This window comes from Microbacterium jejuense, from assembly GCF_039544225.1.
GTDB classification, from domain to species: domain Bacteria; phylum Actinomycetota; class Actinomycetes; order Actinomycetales; family Microbacteriaceae; genus Microbacterium; species Microbacterium jejuense.
In genome coordinates, this window is record NZ_BAABLG010000008.1 from 631,239 (window position 1) to 645,764 (window position 14,526).

A 14,526-nucleotide genomic window follows, 5' to 3' on the forward strand; every position below is an offset into this window, starting at 1 on the left:
ACCCGGGGTGTGGGATGCCGATCCCCACCCCCCGGGTGCACCATCTCGATGCCGGCACCGCCGCCGGCCCGAACTCCGAAGGACCCTCATGAGCGAGCCCTACTCCGCCGCCGGCGGACTCGTCCGCGTCTATCCCGCGCGCGAGCCGAACGGCACCGGACTGGTGTGGGCGCACGGCGGCGCGTTCGCGTTCGGTGACCTCGACATGCCCGAGTCCGACTGGGTCGCCTCGCAGCTGGCCGCGCGCGGCACGACGGTGGTGTCGGTGGACTACCGCCTCGCGCCGATCCCGGAAGGGTGGGATGCCGCCGGCCGGACCGCGGGCGCACACCCCTACCCTGCGGCATCCGACGACATGCTCTCGGCGTGGGCATGGACGGTCGACAACGCCGACCGGCTGCGGGTGGACCGCACCCGTCTCGCTATCGGCGGCACGAGCGCGGGCGGCAACCTGGCCGCGGGCGCCGCGCTGCGGCTGATCGAGCGGCGCGCCGAGGTGCGCCCGGCCCTGGCGCTGCTCGCCTACCCGACCCTGCTCGCCGTGCAGCCCGCTCCCGATGCGGCGCTGCGCGCAGCCCTCGACGCGCAGCCCACGGCCGACCGGTTCGGCCCCGATCTCGTGCTCGCGATGTATGAGAACTACCTCGGCGGCCCCGTCGACCGCGCCCCGCTGGGTGCGATCCCCGGCCGTGCCCGCCCGGTCGACCTCGTGGAGTTCCCGCCGACGCTGATGGTCAACGGCGAGGTCGACGAGCTGCGCGTGTCCGGCGAGGCGTTCGCCGCCTCGCTGCGCGCCGCCGGCCGTCCGATCGACGTCCTGGCCGAGCCGGGCACCGAGCACGGCCATCTGAACCGCCCGCAGGAGGCTGCGGCATCCATGACCCTCACCCGCTTCGCGGAGCGCCTCGCCGCCCTCCCGGCCCTGGCTCCGGCATCCCGATGACTCCCCTCACCCTCCCTGTTCATTCGTCACCTGTGCGCGCGAAACCGGCCCCGAGACGCGCACAGGTGACGAACGAACCCGAAACTGCCCACGTAAGGAACGCATCATGACCAACCCGGCCGTCACCGACCTGATCACCCGGTCGAACCGCCTCGGCGCCGACCCGAAGAACACCAACTACGCGGGCGGCAACACCTCCGCGAAGGGCACCGAGACCGATCCGGTCACCGGCGAGCCTGTCGAGCTGCTGTGGGTCAAGGGCTCGGGCGGCGACCTCGGCACCCTCAAGCCCGAGGGCCTCGCGGTGCTGCGCCTGGACCGCATGCGGGCGCTCGTCGACGTGTACCCGGGCGTGGAGCGCGAGGACGAGATGGTCGCCGCGTTCGACTACTGCCTGCACGGCAAGGGCGGGGCCGCACCGTCGATCGACACCGCGATGCACGGACTCGTGGATGCCGCGCACGTCGACCACCTGCACCCCGACGCCGGCATCGCGATCGCGACCGCCGCCGACGGCGAGGAGCTCACCGCCAAGATCTTCGGCGACAAGGTCGTGTGGGTGCCGTGGCGCCGCCCCGGCTTCCAGCTTGGCCTCGACATCGCCGCGATCAAGGCGGCCAACCCGCAGGCGATCGGCACGATCCTCGGCGGCCACGGCATCACCGCGTGGGGCGACACGTCCGACGAGGCCGAGGCGAACTCGCTGTGGATCATCGAGACCGCGCAGACGTACATCGACGCCAACGGGGCGGCCGAGCCGTTCGGCGGCGTGCGTGCCGGCTTCGAGGCGCTGCCCGAGGCCGAGCGCCGCACGAAGGCCGCTGCACTGGCAGCCACGATCCGCGGACTGGCGTCGACCGACAAGCCCATGGTGGGCCACTTCACCGACGCGGCCGTGGTCACCGACTTCCTCGCGTCCGAGAAGGCGCCCGCTCTCGCCGCACTGGGCACCAGCTGCCCCGACCACTTCCTGCGCACGAAGGTCAAGCCGCTGATCCTCGATCTGCCGGCCGACGCGACGGTCGAGGCATCCATCGCCCGCCTGACCGAGCTGCACGAGGCGTACCGCGCCGACTACCAGGCGTACTACGACGCCCACGCGACCGACGAGTCCCCCGCGATCCGCGGCGCCGACCCGCTCATCGTGCTGGTGCCGGGCGTGGGCATGTTCTCGTACGGTGCGAACAAGCAGACCGCGCGCGTGGCGGGCGAGTTCTACGTCAACGCGATCAACGTGATGCGCGGCGCCGAGGCGCTGTCGACCTACGCGCCGATCTCGGACGCCGAGAAGTTCCGCATCGAGTACTGGGCGCTCGAAGAGGCCAAGCTGCAGCGCATGCCCAAGCCCAAGACCCACCAGGGGCGCATCGCGTTCGTGACGGGCGCCGCGTCGGGCATCGGCAAGGCCATCGCGACCCGCCTGGCCGCCGAGGGCGCGTGCGTCGTTGTCGCCGACCTCGACCTGGAGAAGGCGCAGGCCGCCGCGGCCGAGCTCGGCGGCACCGATGTCGCGATCGGCGTGGCCGCGAACGTCGCCGACGCCGACGGCGTGCAGGCCGCGATCGACGCGACGCTGCTCGCGTTCGGAGGCATCGACCTGGTCGTCAACAACGCCGGGCTGTCGCTGTCGAAGCCGCTGCTGGAGACCACCGAGAAGGACTGGGACCTGCAGCACGACGTCATGGCGAAGGGCTCGTTCCTGGTCTCGAAGGCCGCCGCGAAGGCGCTCATCGAGCAGAGGATGGGCGGCGACGTCATCTACATCTCGTCGAAGAACTCCGTCTTCGCCGGCCCGAACAACATCGCGTACTCGGCCACCAAGGCCGACCAGGCCCACCAGGTGCGCCTGCTCGCGGTCGAGCTCGGCGAGCACGGCGTGCGCGTCAACGGCATCAACCCCGACGGCGTCGTGCGCGGCTCGGGCATCTTCGCCGCCGGCTGGGGCGCCAACCGCGCCGCCACCTACGGCGTCAAGGAAGAGGACCTCGGCCAGTTCTACGCCAACCGCACGATCCTCAAGCGCGAGGTCGTGCCCGAGAACGTCGCCGACGCGGTGTACGTCCTCACCGGCCCCGAGCTGTCCCGCACCACCGGCCTGCACATCCCCGTCGACTCCGGCGTCGCCGCCGCCTTCCTGCGATGACCGCGACCGGACTCGGCCGAGAAGCCGCGATCTCGTCGAGGCACCCCGCTATCGACGCCGGTAACGCGGTTGCTCGGCGAGAAACCGCGGTGTCGACGAAGGGTGCCGGCGAGATGGGGGGCGTCCGGTGACCGGCGGCGTCGTCGCGGCGGTCGACCTCGGCGCGACGAGCGGCCGCGTCATGCTCGGCTACGTCGACGACGGCGAGCTGCGCCTGGAGCAGGTCGCGCGCTTCCCGAACGGGCCCGTCGATGGCCCGGACGGCGGCCTGCACTGGGACTTCACCGCGCTGTACCGGCACATCGTCGAAGGCCTCACCGAGGCCCTGCGCCGCGAGCCTGGCATCGCGAGCATCGGCATCGACTCGTGGGCTGTCGATTACGGTCTGGTGCACGGCGACGAGGTTCTCGGCGAGCCGTTCCACTACCGCGACGAGCGCACCGCGCGGGGAGTGGATTCCGTCCACCGGGCGGCCCCGTCCGCCGAGCTGTACCGGCGCAATGGCCTGCAGTTCCTGCCGTTCAACACGCTGTACCAGTACGCGGTCGAGGAGCGCCTGGCCGACGCCGAGGTGTCGCTGCTGATCCCCGACCTGGTGGCGTTCCTGCTGACCGGCGCGCGGGTCGCCGAGCGCACCAACGCGTCGACGACGGGCCTGGTCGACGTCCGCACCGGCGAGTGGGACCTGGAGCTGGCCGCGCGGCTCGGGCTTCCGGCATCCATTCTCCCTTCGCTGGTCGACCCGGGCGAGGTGCTCGGCACGCTGCGCGGCGAGGCGCGCGAACGCATCGGCGCGCCGCTCGAGGTGGTGGCGGTCGGCTCGCACGACACCGCGTCGGCCGTCGTCGCGGTGCCGCTGAGCACCCCCGACGCCGCGTACATCTCGTGCGGCACGTGGGGCCTGGTGGGCGTCGAGCTCGACGAGCCGGTCGTCAGCGATGAGGCGCGCGAGGCGAACTTCACCAACGAGGGCGGCGTCGACGGGCGCGTGCGGTTCCTGCACAACGTCACCGGACTGTGGCTGCTGAGCGAGGCAGTGCGCACCTGGGAGGCCGAGGACGGCGCCGCGATCGACCTGCCCGGGCTGCTCGCCGAAGCGGCGGCGGTTACCGGCGAGGTCCCGCTGTTCGATGCGAACGACCCGCGCCTGTCGGCGCCCGGCGACATGCCGGCCCGTATCGCCGCGGTCATCGCCGAATCCGGCGCTGCGGTCCCGGCCACGCGTGCCGCGTTCGCCCGTGCGATCGTCGAGAGCATCGCGCAGGCGTTCGCCGATGCCGTCGCGACGGCCGCGCGCCTGACCGGCCGCGACGTCGACGTCATCCACATCGTGGGCGGCGGAGCGCTCAACCGCCTGCTCTGCCAGGCGACGGCCGACCGTTCGGGGCTGCCCGTCCTCGCCGGCCCCGTCGAGGCGACCGCGCTCGGCAACGTCCTCGTCCAGGCCCGCGCGCACGGCTGGTTCGGTCCCGACGCGACCCTGGAGGATCTGCGGCGAGTGGTGGCGGCATCCACGTCTCCCGAGCGCTACGAGCCGAACGCGTGACAGGCTACGGCGCCGCGTTCGATTGGGCCCGCGGGCACGTCGACGCCGGGCGCCTTCCCACCGCGGTCCTCGGCGTCGCGACGGCCGACGGTGTCGTGGCGCTCGACGCGTTCGGCGCGACGGCGGGCCGCCCGGCCCGCGTCGACGACCCGTACTGGCTGTTCTCGATCACCAAGGTGCTCACCGGCCTGACCGCCGCGCGGGCCGTCGAACGCGGGTTCCTCACGACCGAGACCCCGCTGGCCGACGCCGTCCCCGCCTTCGGCGCCGGCCGCGACGCCGACGACGTCGTGCGCCTCGGGCATCTCGTGAGTCATACCGCCGGCATCCCCGAGCCCACGCTCGATCCCGCCGAGGGGCTGCGCGCCGCCCTGCTCGCTCCCGGCCGCGACTTCGCCGCCGGCGCCGCCTCCCGCTACTCGACAGTCGCGTTCGACGGCATCGTCGAGCTCGTGCGGCGCACCGCCGGATGGGAATGGGATGCCGACATCGCGACGTGGTCGGCAGACCTGGGCGCCACGGGGTTCACGCTCGACCCCTGCGTCGACCCGCACACCGTCGTCGACGCCGAACGCCTCGGGCTCGACATGACCGGCTTCGCGAGCCACCGCAACCCCGGGGCGGGCATGATCGGCACCGCCGCCGACCTGCTCGCGCTCGGATCGGCGCTGCTGCGCATAGGCCGCGGCGCGACGGGCAGCGTCGTGCAGCCCGCGACACTCGCCATGATGCGCCGGGCGCTGACCGGCGACATCCCGCGGCTCGACCCCTATCCGGCCGCGGCCGGACAGGACTGGGGCTTCACGTTCAACCTGCGCACGCGCGCGCCCGGGCTCGTCGACCGCGACGTGTTCGGCCACGCCGGCTGGGCCGGCACCGAGTTCTGGGTCCACCCGACCGCGGGCGTGGCCTTCGTGCTGCTGACGAACCAGGCCGAGCGGCCGGGGATCGACGTGGACCAGCTCGACAACGCGGTGGTGTCGGCGGTCTGACTCCCCTGGCCCGGCCGGCGCGGGCCGCGCCTCACCCCTGCGGGGCGAGAGCCGCCGACGCGGGACCGAGAGCGAGCTCGCCGACGCGCACCGCCTGACCGGTGGTCAGCGAACGGTTGCCCGCGAGGCCGACGGCGACCGACCGCACACCGTCGTGCCACGTGGCGGCCCGGCCCAGCGGGTCGTGGCCGACGCCGCGGAACAGCTCTGCGAGCAGCTGGGCGTCGCCCCCGCCGTGCGCACCGTGCCCGTCGGGGATCTCGAACTCGCGGGCCGGCTCGAAGTGCTGCTGCACCACGAGCCGCTCGGCGACGGGCCGCGCGTCGCCCGTGGCGGCGGCACCCGGATGTGCGCTCGGGTCGACGATGGCTGCGGGCCGGCCGCTCGCGGCGAGGCGGACGTCGCCGCGCTCGACGACCGTGAGTTCGGCCCTCCCCCGCGTGCCGTTGACGCCGACGACATAGCCCTCCCACGGCGAATGCGCGTTGAGCGAGTACGACATCGAGGCACCGCGGGCGTAGTCGACCACGAGCGAGAGGTTGTCTTCGATCGTGATGCCCTCGCCGAACACGTCGCGGTCCCGCAGGTAGCCGTCGTGGCCCTCCTGCTCGAAGTACAGCCCCCGCAGCTCGGGATCGTCCCGCAGGTCGAGGCTGAACGCGTCGCGCAGCGCGGAGTCCTCGGAGCCCCGGGCCGGCCGCGGGCCGAGTCCGCGGCGGGCCGCGTTCGCCGCGCCGTAGAACCGCAGGCCGCCGCTCGCGAAGACGCGGGCCGGGGCGTCGGCGAGCCACCAGTTGACGAGGTCGAAGTGATGCGACGCCTTGTGGATCAAGAGGCCCCCGGACTTGTCCTTCTCGCGGTGCCAGCGGCGGAAGTAGTCGGCGCCGTGCGACGTGTCGAGCAGCCACTCGAAGTGCACCGACGTGATCTCGCCGATGCGTCCGGACTGCAGTACCTCCTTCAGCGCCGAGTTGCGCGGCGAGTAGCGGTAGTTGAAGGTGACGGTGACCGACCGGCCCGTCCGGGCCGCGGCATCCGCGATGAGCCTCACGCCCTCTTCGCTCGTGGTGAGCGGCTTCTCGACGACCGCATCCGCGCCTGCCTCGAGCGCGGTCACGACATGGCCGGCGTGGGTGAAGTCCGGCGAGGTGACGATGACCCTGTCGACGCCGAAGCGCGCGACAGCCTCGGCGAGGTCGTCGGGTGCGAAGCGCGCGGGCACCGGGGCGCCGCGTTCGCGCAGCCGCGCCTCGTGCCAGTCGAGTCGCCCCGGGTTCGGGTCGGTCCACGCGACGAGCTCGGCCACGTCGGCGTGCGGGCCCGCGATCGCGTCGATGTACATCTGTGCGCGACTGCCGGTTCCCACCAGCGCATACCTCGTCCGTGCCACTGCGGCGCCCTCCACTCGTTCCCCGTCCCCGCTCACTCGATCCCCGCCCATCCGCTTCCCGCTCACTTGATGCCCGATGTCGCGAAGCCCTTGACCAGGTACCGCTGGCCCAGCAGGAACGCGAGGAACAGCGGGATGAGCGACACGACAGACATCGCGAACATCGCGCCGTAGTTCGACGACGACTGCGCATCGATGAAGCCCTTGAGCGCCACCGACACCGGGAAGTTCTCGCGCGTGCGCAGGTAGATCAGCGGCCCGAAGAAGTCGCCCCACGTCCAGATGAAGGTGAAGATCGCCGTCGTGGCCAGGGCCGGCACCATGAGCGGCAGAGTCACCTGTCCGAAGATGCGCAGGTGACCGGCGCCATCGATGCGGGCGGCCTCGAAGATCTCCTTCGGCAGACCGCGGATGAACTGCACCATCAGGAAGATGAAGAACGCGTCCACCGCGAGGAACTTCGGGACGATGAGCGGCAGGAACGTCTCGAGCCAGCCCAGCTGACGGAAGATGATGAACTGCGGCACCAGCACGACGTGGAACGGCAGCATGATCGTGCCGAGCATGATCGCGAAGTACGCGTTGCGTCCCCAGAACCGCAGCCGCGCGAACGCGTACGCGGCGAGCGAGCAGGACACCAGGTTGCCGATGGTCGCGCCGATCACGAGGATCGTCGAATTGATCAGGAAGTGGCTGAACGGCAGCTGCTGCGACGTCCACCCGTGGACGTAGTTGTCGAGGGTGAGGTCCGTCGTGAAGATCCCGAGGTCCGTGAAGATCTCGCTGTTGGGCTTGAGCGAGGACACCACGAGCCAGATCAGCGGATAGATCATCAGGATCGACAGCGCGATCAGGGCGATGTGCTTGATCACCGACCGCACGGCGCCGCGGCGCCGCAGCCGGCGTCGACGTCGGTCGGAGGCATCCTGAGGCTCGGCGACGCGAGGCGTCGCGAGTTCGTGCACTGCGGTCATGGTGGTGCGTGCTCCTCGGCTGACGGGCGGGTTCTCGCTGACGGGCGGATATTCGGTGGGAGGCGCATCAGTCGTCATAGAAGACCCAGTACTTCGAGAACCAGAAGTTGATGGCGGTGAAGCCCGCGATCACGAGCAGCAGCAGCCAGGCCATCGCCGACGCGTAGCCCATGTTGAGCTCGGTGAACGCCTGCTTGTAGAGGTACAGCGTGAAGAACATGGTCGAGTCCGACGGTCCGCCGGTGCCTCCCGAGACGATGTAGGCCTGCGTGAAGGACTGGAACGCGAAGATGATCTGCAGCACCAGGTTGAAGAAGATGATCGGCGTCAGCAGCGGCAGCGTGATCGAGAAGAAGCGGCGGAACCGCCCGGCGCCGTCCATCTGCGCGGCCTCGTGGTACATCTCGGGGATCTGCCGCAGTCCTGCCAGGAAGATCACCATCGGCGAGCCGAACGTCCACACGTGCAGGATGATGATCGTCGCCAGCGCGTAGTCGGGGTGCGAGATCCAGCCCGGCCCGTCGATCCCGAACCACGCCAGGAACGCGTTGACCAGACCCTCCTTGCCGAAGACCTGGCGCCACAGGATCGCGATCGCCACCGATCCGCCGAGCAGGCTCGGCAGATAGAAGATCGACCGGTAGAACGCGAGCCCGCGCATGCCGCGGTCCAGCAGCACGGCCACCGCGAGCGCGAGCGCGAGCTGCAGCGGCACCGACACGATCACGTACACGAGCGTCACGCGCAGCGAGTTCCACAGCCGCGCGTCGCCCATCATGCGGGTGAAGTTGTCGAAGCCTGCCCAGGTCGGCGGCTGGAGCAGGTTGTAGTCGGTGAACGCGAGGAACAGGGATGCGATCATCGGGCCGATCGTGAAGACGATGAGCCCGACCAGCCAGGGCGCCAGGAACAGGTGCCCCGCCTTGTTGTCGGGGTTCTTGGCCTTCGTCTTCACGCCGCCGGATCTGCCGCGTCGCGCCTGCACCGCCATCTGGCGCAGCTCGCCGATGCTGCTCACGGGGACCTCCTCGTCGCCGGAATCTCGTGAAACCGCTTTCACGTTGAAGATCAGTATTACCCGACGCGAGCGAGATCGTCAAACGACATATCCCGCACGGATCCGGGGCAAGAGGAGGTGATCATCGCGTGAACGATTCAATAACGCGGCAATGGCAACAATTGACACGACCGCACCGCTTTGCTACTTTCCGGTGAAAGCGGTTTCTTGCTCGCCACCGGTGACGTCCTGCCGCCGGCGCCGCCACCCGATGCCGGGGCCCACCGGCACGACGAAGAAATGAGACGCAATGACGCGTAACGCACGAACCATCGCGACACGGGTCGCGATGGGCACGACGCTCGCCGCCACCCTGGCCCTCGTCGGCTGCTCCGGCACCGGCACAGGCGGGGCGGCGACGCCCACCGGCGGGTTCGATCCCGCCGAGAAGGTCGAGCTCCACATCGCGTGGTGGGGCAACGACGAGCGCGCGGCCATCATGGCCGAGGCGATCGACATGTTCGAAGAGGAGTACCCGAACATCACGGTCGTCGAAGAGCCCGTCGGCGCCCCCGACGACCTGTTCAACCGTCTCGCGACCGACTTCGCCTCGGGCACCGCACCGGACGTGTTCGCCCTCGGCGGCGCCAAGCCTCAGGAGTACGGCGATGCGGGCGCACTGCTGGATCTCTCCACCGTGAGCGAAGAGCTGCCCACCGATGCCTACCCGGACTTCACCCTCACCAACGCCACGGTCGACGACACGCTCTACGGTCTGCCCACCGGCGGCAACGCGATCGGCCTGCTCGTCAACAAGGCCGTGTTCGAGAAGGCGGGCGTCGACCTGCCCGACGGCTCGTGGACGTGGGACGACTTCATCGACGCGGCCAACGAGATCACGGCCAAGGCCGGCGACGGCGTGGTCGGCCTCGACCTGCGCATCCAGGACATCCTCGGCACCTACGTCGCGCAGTACGTCGACACCGGCATCTACGACTGGGACGGCGACCTCGCCGTCGATGCCGACACGATCCAGGACTGGTACGAGATGGAGCAGCAGCTCGTCGCCGACGGCGGCCTGCCCGACCCGTCGGTCATCGTCGAGCACTGGAACGTGACGCCCGACCAGACGCTGTTCGGGACCGGCAAAGCGGGCATGACGTTCTCGTACAGCAACCAGATCGGCTCGTACGCGGGCGGCGCCGGCGGCGACGTCGAGATCGTCACCCCGCCGACCTCGACCAAGAGCTCGGGCGTGGCCGTGCTGCCCTCGCAGTTCTGGTCGATCGCCGCGACCACGAAGCACCCCGAAGCCTCGGCGCTGCTCGTGGACTGGCTGCTGAACCAGCCCGAGCCGGCGAAGGTGATCCTCGCCAACCGCGGGCTGCCCTTCAACCCCGAGACGCTCGCTGTCGTGAAGCCGCTCCTCACCCCGGCCGACACGCAGGCGGCCGAGTACCTGGAGTCCGTGCTCGACGTCGGCGTCGTCGCCCCGCCGCAGCCGGCCGGCGGATCGATCCTCAACGAGCTCTCGCAGCGGATCGAGTCCGACATCCTGTTCGGCAGCACCTCCGCCGCCGACGGCGCGCAGCAGTGGGTCGACGAGCTGACGACCTCGCTCGCGAACGACTGATCCCCCGGATGTGCGGGCGGCTCCCCCGCGGGGCCGCCCGCACTCCTCTTCTCCGGTCGCACCGCGACCGACGACGACGGAGGCGCGATGCCCGCGATCGACGACGCACTGTCGCGACTGCGCGAGAGCGACCCGGTAGCGCGTGCCGGCATCCCGAACGCGGGCGCACTGCACGACGGACTGCGACGCAGCGAGGTCGCGTTCGCCGCCCTCGGCGGCGGCCTCGAGGAGCGCTGGCACGCGGCGCTCGGCGAGCTCGCCGGGTGCATCGGTCCGCTGGGCGGCGTCGACGCGCTGTTCGAGGGTGGTGCGTACCCGGGCGCCTGGCTGGAGAGCACCGCCACCGTGAGCGCCGAGATCCTCGACCGCTTCGCCCCGTCGATCACGCGGGCGACCCACCTGCTCTTCGCCGACCTGGCGCGCGAGGACGGGCTGCTGCCGTACAAGGTCACCTCCGACGGCGCCGCGTTCACCCAGATCCAGATGGTCACCCCGCTCGCCCGCAGTGTGTGGCACCACTACCTCCGCTCGGGGCCTACCGCCGACGCGCGCGAGTATCTGCGTCGCATGTACGACGCCATGGCGCGCAACGACGCCTGGCTCGCGCAGCACCGTGACACCCGCGGAACGGGAGGCGTCGAGGCGTTCTGCACGTTCGACACCGGCCACGACCTGTCGCCGCGGTTCTGGCACGTGCCCGAGCGCTGCTTCCGCGGCGACGCGGCCCGCTTCGATCCCGACGTCCCCGGACTGCCGTATGTCGCGCCCGATCTCACCGCCAACGTCGCGTGTCAGCGCGAGCACCTGGCGCTGATCGCCGCCGAGCTCGGTGAAGACGGGACGCCGTGGCAGGCCGGGGCGGCGGCATCCTCTCGCGCGCTCTTCGACCAGTGCTGGGACGAGAGCGACGGCATGTTCTACGACCGCACGACGGATGGCCACGTGCGGGTCGCCTCGGACGTGCTGCTGCGCGTGCTGGCGTGCGGCATCGGCGACGACGAGCTGTTCGGCCGCGCGCTGGAGCGCCACCTCATGAACACGCGCCGGTTCCTCTCGCAGGCCGGATTCACGTCGATCGCGATGGACGACCCGCGCTTCGACGACGACCACACCCGCAACTCGTGGGCGGGTCCGGTCAACCTCCTCAGCCTCGTGCGCGCACCCCAGGCGTTCGAGGCCCATGGCCGCCACGCCGAGCTGAGCCTCGTGCGGCGCGCGCTGCTGGGTGCTGTCGCCGGTCATGACCGCTTCGCCCAGTGCCTGGACCCGTGGACCGGCGACGCCGGCTACACCGACGGCTACTCGCCCGCGATGCTGTGGCTGCTCGACGCGCTCGAGGCGGACTGCGGCGTGCTGCCGCGCGCGGACGGCGAGGTCTGGCTGAGCGGGATGCCGCCCACGCGGCTCGATCACGGCCGGTCGGCCGTCGCCACCGCCGCCGCCCGCACCGTCGCGGGCACGCGGTACGAGCTCGCCGCCGACGACGAGCGCGTCGAGGTGCATCGCAACGGACGGCGATGGCTGCGTTTCCCCCGCGGCTGGCGGGTCGTCCTCGACCGCACCGGTCGCGTCTCGGGCGTCGTCGGGCTGTCGGCGGCGTCCGTCTCGGGCGAACTGCGACGGGATGCCGCACCCCCGCTCGCGCTCACGCTCGGGCCCAACGACCACGCCTCCGTCGCCGACGGACACGTGACGGCCCGGCGCCACCCGGGTTTCACCCCGCCGCGCTTCTAGGATGAAGGCGCTGCGGCAGAGGGGGCCGAAGCGGCCCGCGAGAGGAGACCTCCTTGGTCAGACGCACCCGAGCGACGACGATCGCCGAGGTCGCGCGGCACGCCGGCGTGTCGCCGGCGACGGTGTCGCGGGTCATGAACGACCGGTTCCTCGGCGAGCCCGAGATCGCCGATCGGGTGCGCGCGGCGGCGCGCGAGCTCGACTACTCGCCGAATCATCTCGCCCGCAGCTTCGCCCTCGGGCAGACGAACGCGATCGCGTTCCTCGTGCCTGATCTCGCCAACCCGTCGTTCCAGGCCGTGCTCTCGGGTCTCAGCAAGGCCGCCGGCGACGAGGGGTACCGCGTCCTCGTCGCCGATTCGGCCGAATCGCCCGAGGACGAGCCGCTGCTGGCGGCCGAGATCCGCCGTCGCTGCGACGCGCTGGTGCTGTGCGCACCGCGCATGGCCGAGGACGCCCTGGTGCGCACCACCGAGACGCTCGGTCCCGTCGTGCTGATGAACCGGTCGAGCCCGTCGGTCACCGCGCCGACGCTGTCGGTCGACTCCCGGAGCGGGTTCGAGGCCCTCGCGCGTCACCTGTACTCGCTCGGCCACCGTCGGCTCGTGTATGTCGAAGGGCCGGCCGGGGTCGCCAACGAGAAGCGGCTGCAGGGCCTGGCCGACTTCAGCGGGTCGGTCAAGGGTGTCACTGTCGAGCGCGTCGCGGGCGGGGCCGGCAGCGAGAGCGGCCTGGGCGCCGTCGAGGCCGTGGTGCGTTCGCGGGCGACCGCGGCGCTCGCGTTCAACGATCTCGTGGCCGTCGGCCTCGTGCACGGCCTCGTCGAGCGCGGCGTGCGGGTACCCGACGACATCTCGGTGACCGGCTTCGACGACATCCCGTTCGCGCGCTTCATGTCGCCGTCGCTCACGACGGCGTCGGTGCCGCACGAGGTGCTGGGCGCGCTCGCCTGGAGCCGCATGCGCTCGCTCATCGAGGGCACGACACCCGAGCACGACGTGGTCTTCCAGCCGCGCCTGGAGGTGCGGCGCTCGACGGCGGCGCCCCGCGCCTAGCTGTACCCAGCCGCATCTCGCGCACGGTCTCGGCGAGAATGGGACCATGCTGCGGGATCTCGGTCTGGAGGGTTCGGGCTCGGACGACGCCGTGTACCGGTTCCTCATCGCCCACGCCGCCGCGACCGAGTCCGATCTCGCCCGTGCCTTGGCGATCCCGGCGACGGTGGTGACACGTGCGGTCTCGCAGCTGCGGGATCTCGGCCTGATCGTCGTCGAGCCCGCGGTGCCGGCATCCACGTCATCGCCGACGGAGCACCGATGGCGCGCCGTCGCACCGGAGCTGGCGATCGGGCCGATGGTGGCGAGGTCGCGCGACCGGCTGCGTCGCGCCGAGGATGCGTTCCTCGAGCTGGTCGACGCCTACCGGCGCGAGCACACCGCGTCTGCAGCGTCCGACCTCGTCGAGTTCGTCGAGGGCAGAGCGGCTCAGGCTGCCTGGATCAGCCGGCTGGAGAGCGGCGCCCGACGATCGATCGACGTGTTCCAGACCGGGCGGAATCTTGTCGTGCCGGTCGCCGAGAGCATCTATGAGGATCCGCCGGAGCCGGAGCCGGAGCCCGAAGGCGCGCGCGGGGCGTCCGCGGGTTTCGATCCGCTCGCGGAGCCTGCCACTGCGCATCACGACGGGGTGCGCTACCGCGTCGTCGTCGACACCGACTTCCTCACCGAGCCCGCGGCGATCCGCGCCCTCGATGAGCGACTGGCCCTCGGTCACGAGGTCCGCATCGTGGACGACCCGCTGGCGAAGCTCGTGATCGTCGACGGGGAGCTGGGCATGATCCAGGTGAGCGGCAGCGCATCGGTCGTCCTGCGCGCGCCGCTGGTCGTACTGGGCACCCAGCTGTTCGAGACCACCTGGCGCCATGCTCGCCCGTACTTCAGCGACGGCACGCAGATCTCCACCGAAGACCGGCGGGTGCTGCAGCTCATGCTCGCCGGGCTCACGGATGCCGCCGCCGCCAGTCAGCTGGGCACGTCGCCGCGCACCATCCAGCGGCGGCTTCGCGCCCTCATGAACCGCGCGCAGGTGACCTCTCGCGTGCAGCTGGGCTGGCATGCCATGCGCAACAACTGGATCTGACGCGAACAGCTGCGGGCGGCCGGACTCGCGTCCGA

General features: G+C 71.3%; 11 protein-coding genes. 8 read left to right on the forward strand and 3 right to left on the reverse strand.

The window, feature by feature from the left end; translation table 11 throughout:
• The first annotated feature begins 88 nt into the window (after positions 1-88).
• From ABEA46_RS15540 to ABEA46_RS15555, 4 genes are all read left to right on the forward strand, one after another.
• Positions 89-943, forward strand: a complete 855-nt coding sequence (locus ABEA46_RS15540; protein ID WP_345545636.1) for an alpha/beta hydrolase fold domain-containing protein — start codon at positions 89-91, stop codon at positions 941-943.
• A 106-nt stretch (positions 944-1,049) separates the two neighbouring features.
• On the forward strand, positions 1,050-3,086 hold the full coding sequence (locus ABEA46_RS15545) for a bifunctional aldolase/short-chain dehydrogenase (protein WP_345545638.1): 2,037 nt from the start codon (positions 1,050-1,052) through the stop codon (positions 3,084-3,086).
• 127 nt (positions 3,087-3,213) lie between these two features.
• Positions 3,214-4,632: a rhamnulokinase gene (locus ABEA46_RS15550; protein ID WP_345545640.1), complete on the forward strand. Its 1,419-nt coding sequence runs from the start codon at positions 3,214-3,216 to the stop codon at positions 4,630-4,632.
• Positions 4,629-5,624, forward strand: a complete 996-nt coding sequence (locus ABEA46_RS15555) for a serine hydrolase domain-containing protein (protein ID WP_345545642.1) — start codon at positions 4,629-4,631, stop codon at positions 5,622-5,624. Before ABEA46_RS15550 ends, ABEA46_RS15555 begins: the two co-directional genes overlap by 4 nt.
• 31 nt (positions 5,625-5,655) lie before the next feature.
• Here the strand turns inward: ABEA46_RS15555 and ABEA46_RS15560 are convergent, their stop codons facing one another.
• The 3 genes from ABEA46_RS15560 to ABEA46_RS15570 form a co-directional block, all read right to left on the reverse strand.
• Positions 5,656-7,065, reverse strand: coding sequence for a Gfo/Idh/MocA family protein (locus ABEA46_RS15560; RefSeq protein ID WP_345545644.1), 1,410 nt, complete (start codon positions 7,063-7,065; stop codon positions 5,656-5,658).
• Between the two features lie 11 nt (positions 7,066-7,076).
• Positions 7,077-7,988, reverse strand: a complete 912-nt coding sequence (locus ABEA46_RS15565) for a carbohydrate ABC transporter permease (RefSeq protein WP_345545646.1) — start codon at positions 7,986-7,988, stop codon at positions 7,077-7,079.
• A gap of 67 nt (positions 7,989-8,055) precedes the next feature.
• On the reverse strand, positions 8,056-9,006 hold the full coding sequence (locus tag ABEA46_RS15570; RefSeq protein WP_345545648.1) for a carbohydrate ABC transporter permease: 951 nt from the start codon (positions 9,004-9,006) through the stop codon (positions 8,056-8,058).
• Positions 9,007-9,295: 289 nt separating this feature from the next.
• On the opposite strand from ABEA46_RS15570, the gene ABEA46_RS15575 reads away from it, so the two are divergent.
• From ABEA46_RS15575 to ABEA46_RS15590, 4 genes are all read left to right on the forward strand, one after another.
• A complete protein-coding gene (locus ABEA46_RS15575; protein WP_345545650.1) occupies positions 9,296-10,618 on the forward strand; it encodes an ABC transporter substrate-binding protein in 1,323 nt (440 codons plus the stop codon).
• Between the two features lie 87 nt (positions 10,619-10,705).
• Positions 10,706-12,352, forward strand: coding sequence for an MGH1-like glycoside hydrolase domain-containing protein (locus tag ABEA46_RS15580; RefSeq protein ID WP_345545651.1), 1,647 nt, complete (start codon positions 10,706-10,708; stop codon positions 12,350-12,352).
• 53 nt (positions 12,353-12,405) lie between these two features.
• Positions 12,406-13,407, forward strand: coding sequence for a LacI family DNA-binding transcriptional regulator (locus tag ABEA46_RS15585; RefSeq protein ID WP_345545653.1), 1,002 nt, complete (start codon positions 12,406-12,408; stop codon positions 13,405-13,407).
• Positions 13,408-13,453: 46 nt separating this feature from the next.
• Positions 13,454-14,491 (forward strand): LuxR C-terminal-related transcriptional regulator, encoded by a 1,038-nt coding sequence (locus tag ABEA46_RS15590; RefSeq protein WP_345545655.1) that lies wholly within the window; start codon positions 13,454-13,456, stop codon positions 14,489-14,491.
• Positions 14,492-14,526: the final 35 nt, after the last annotated feature.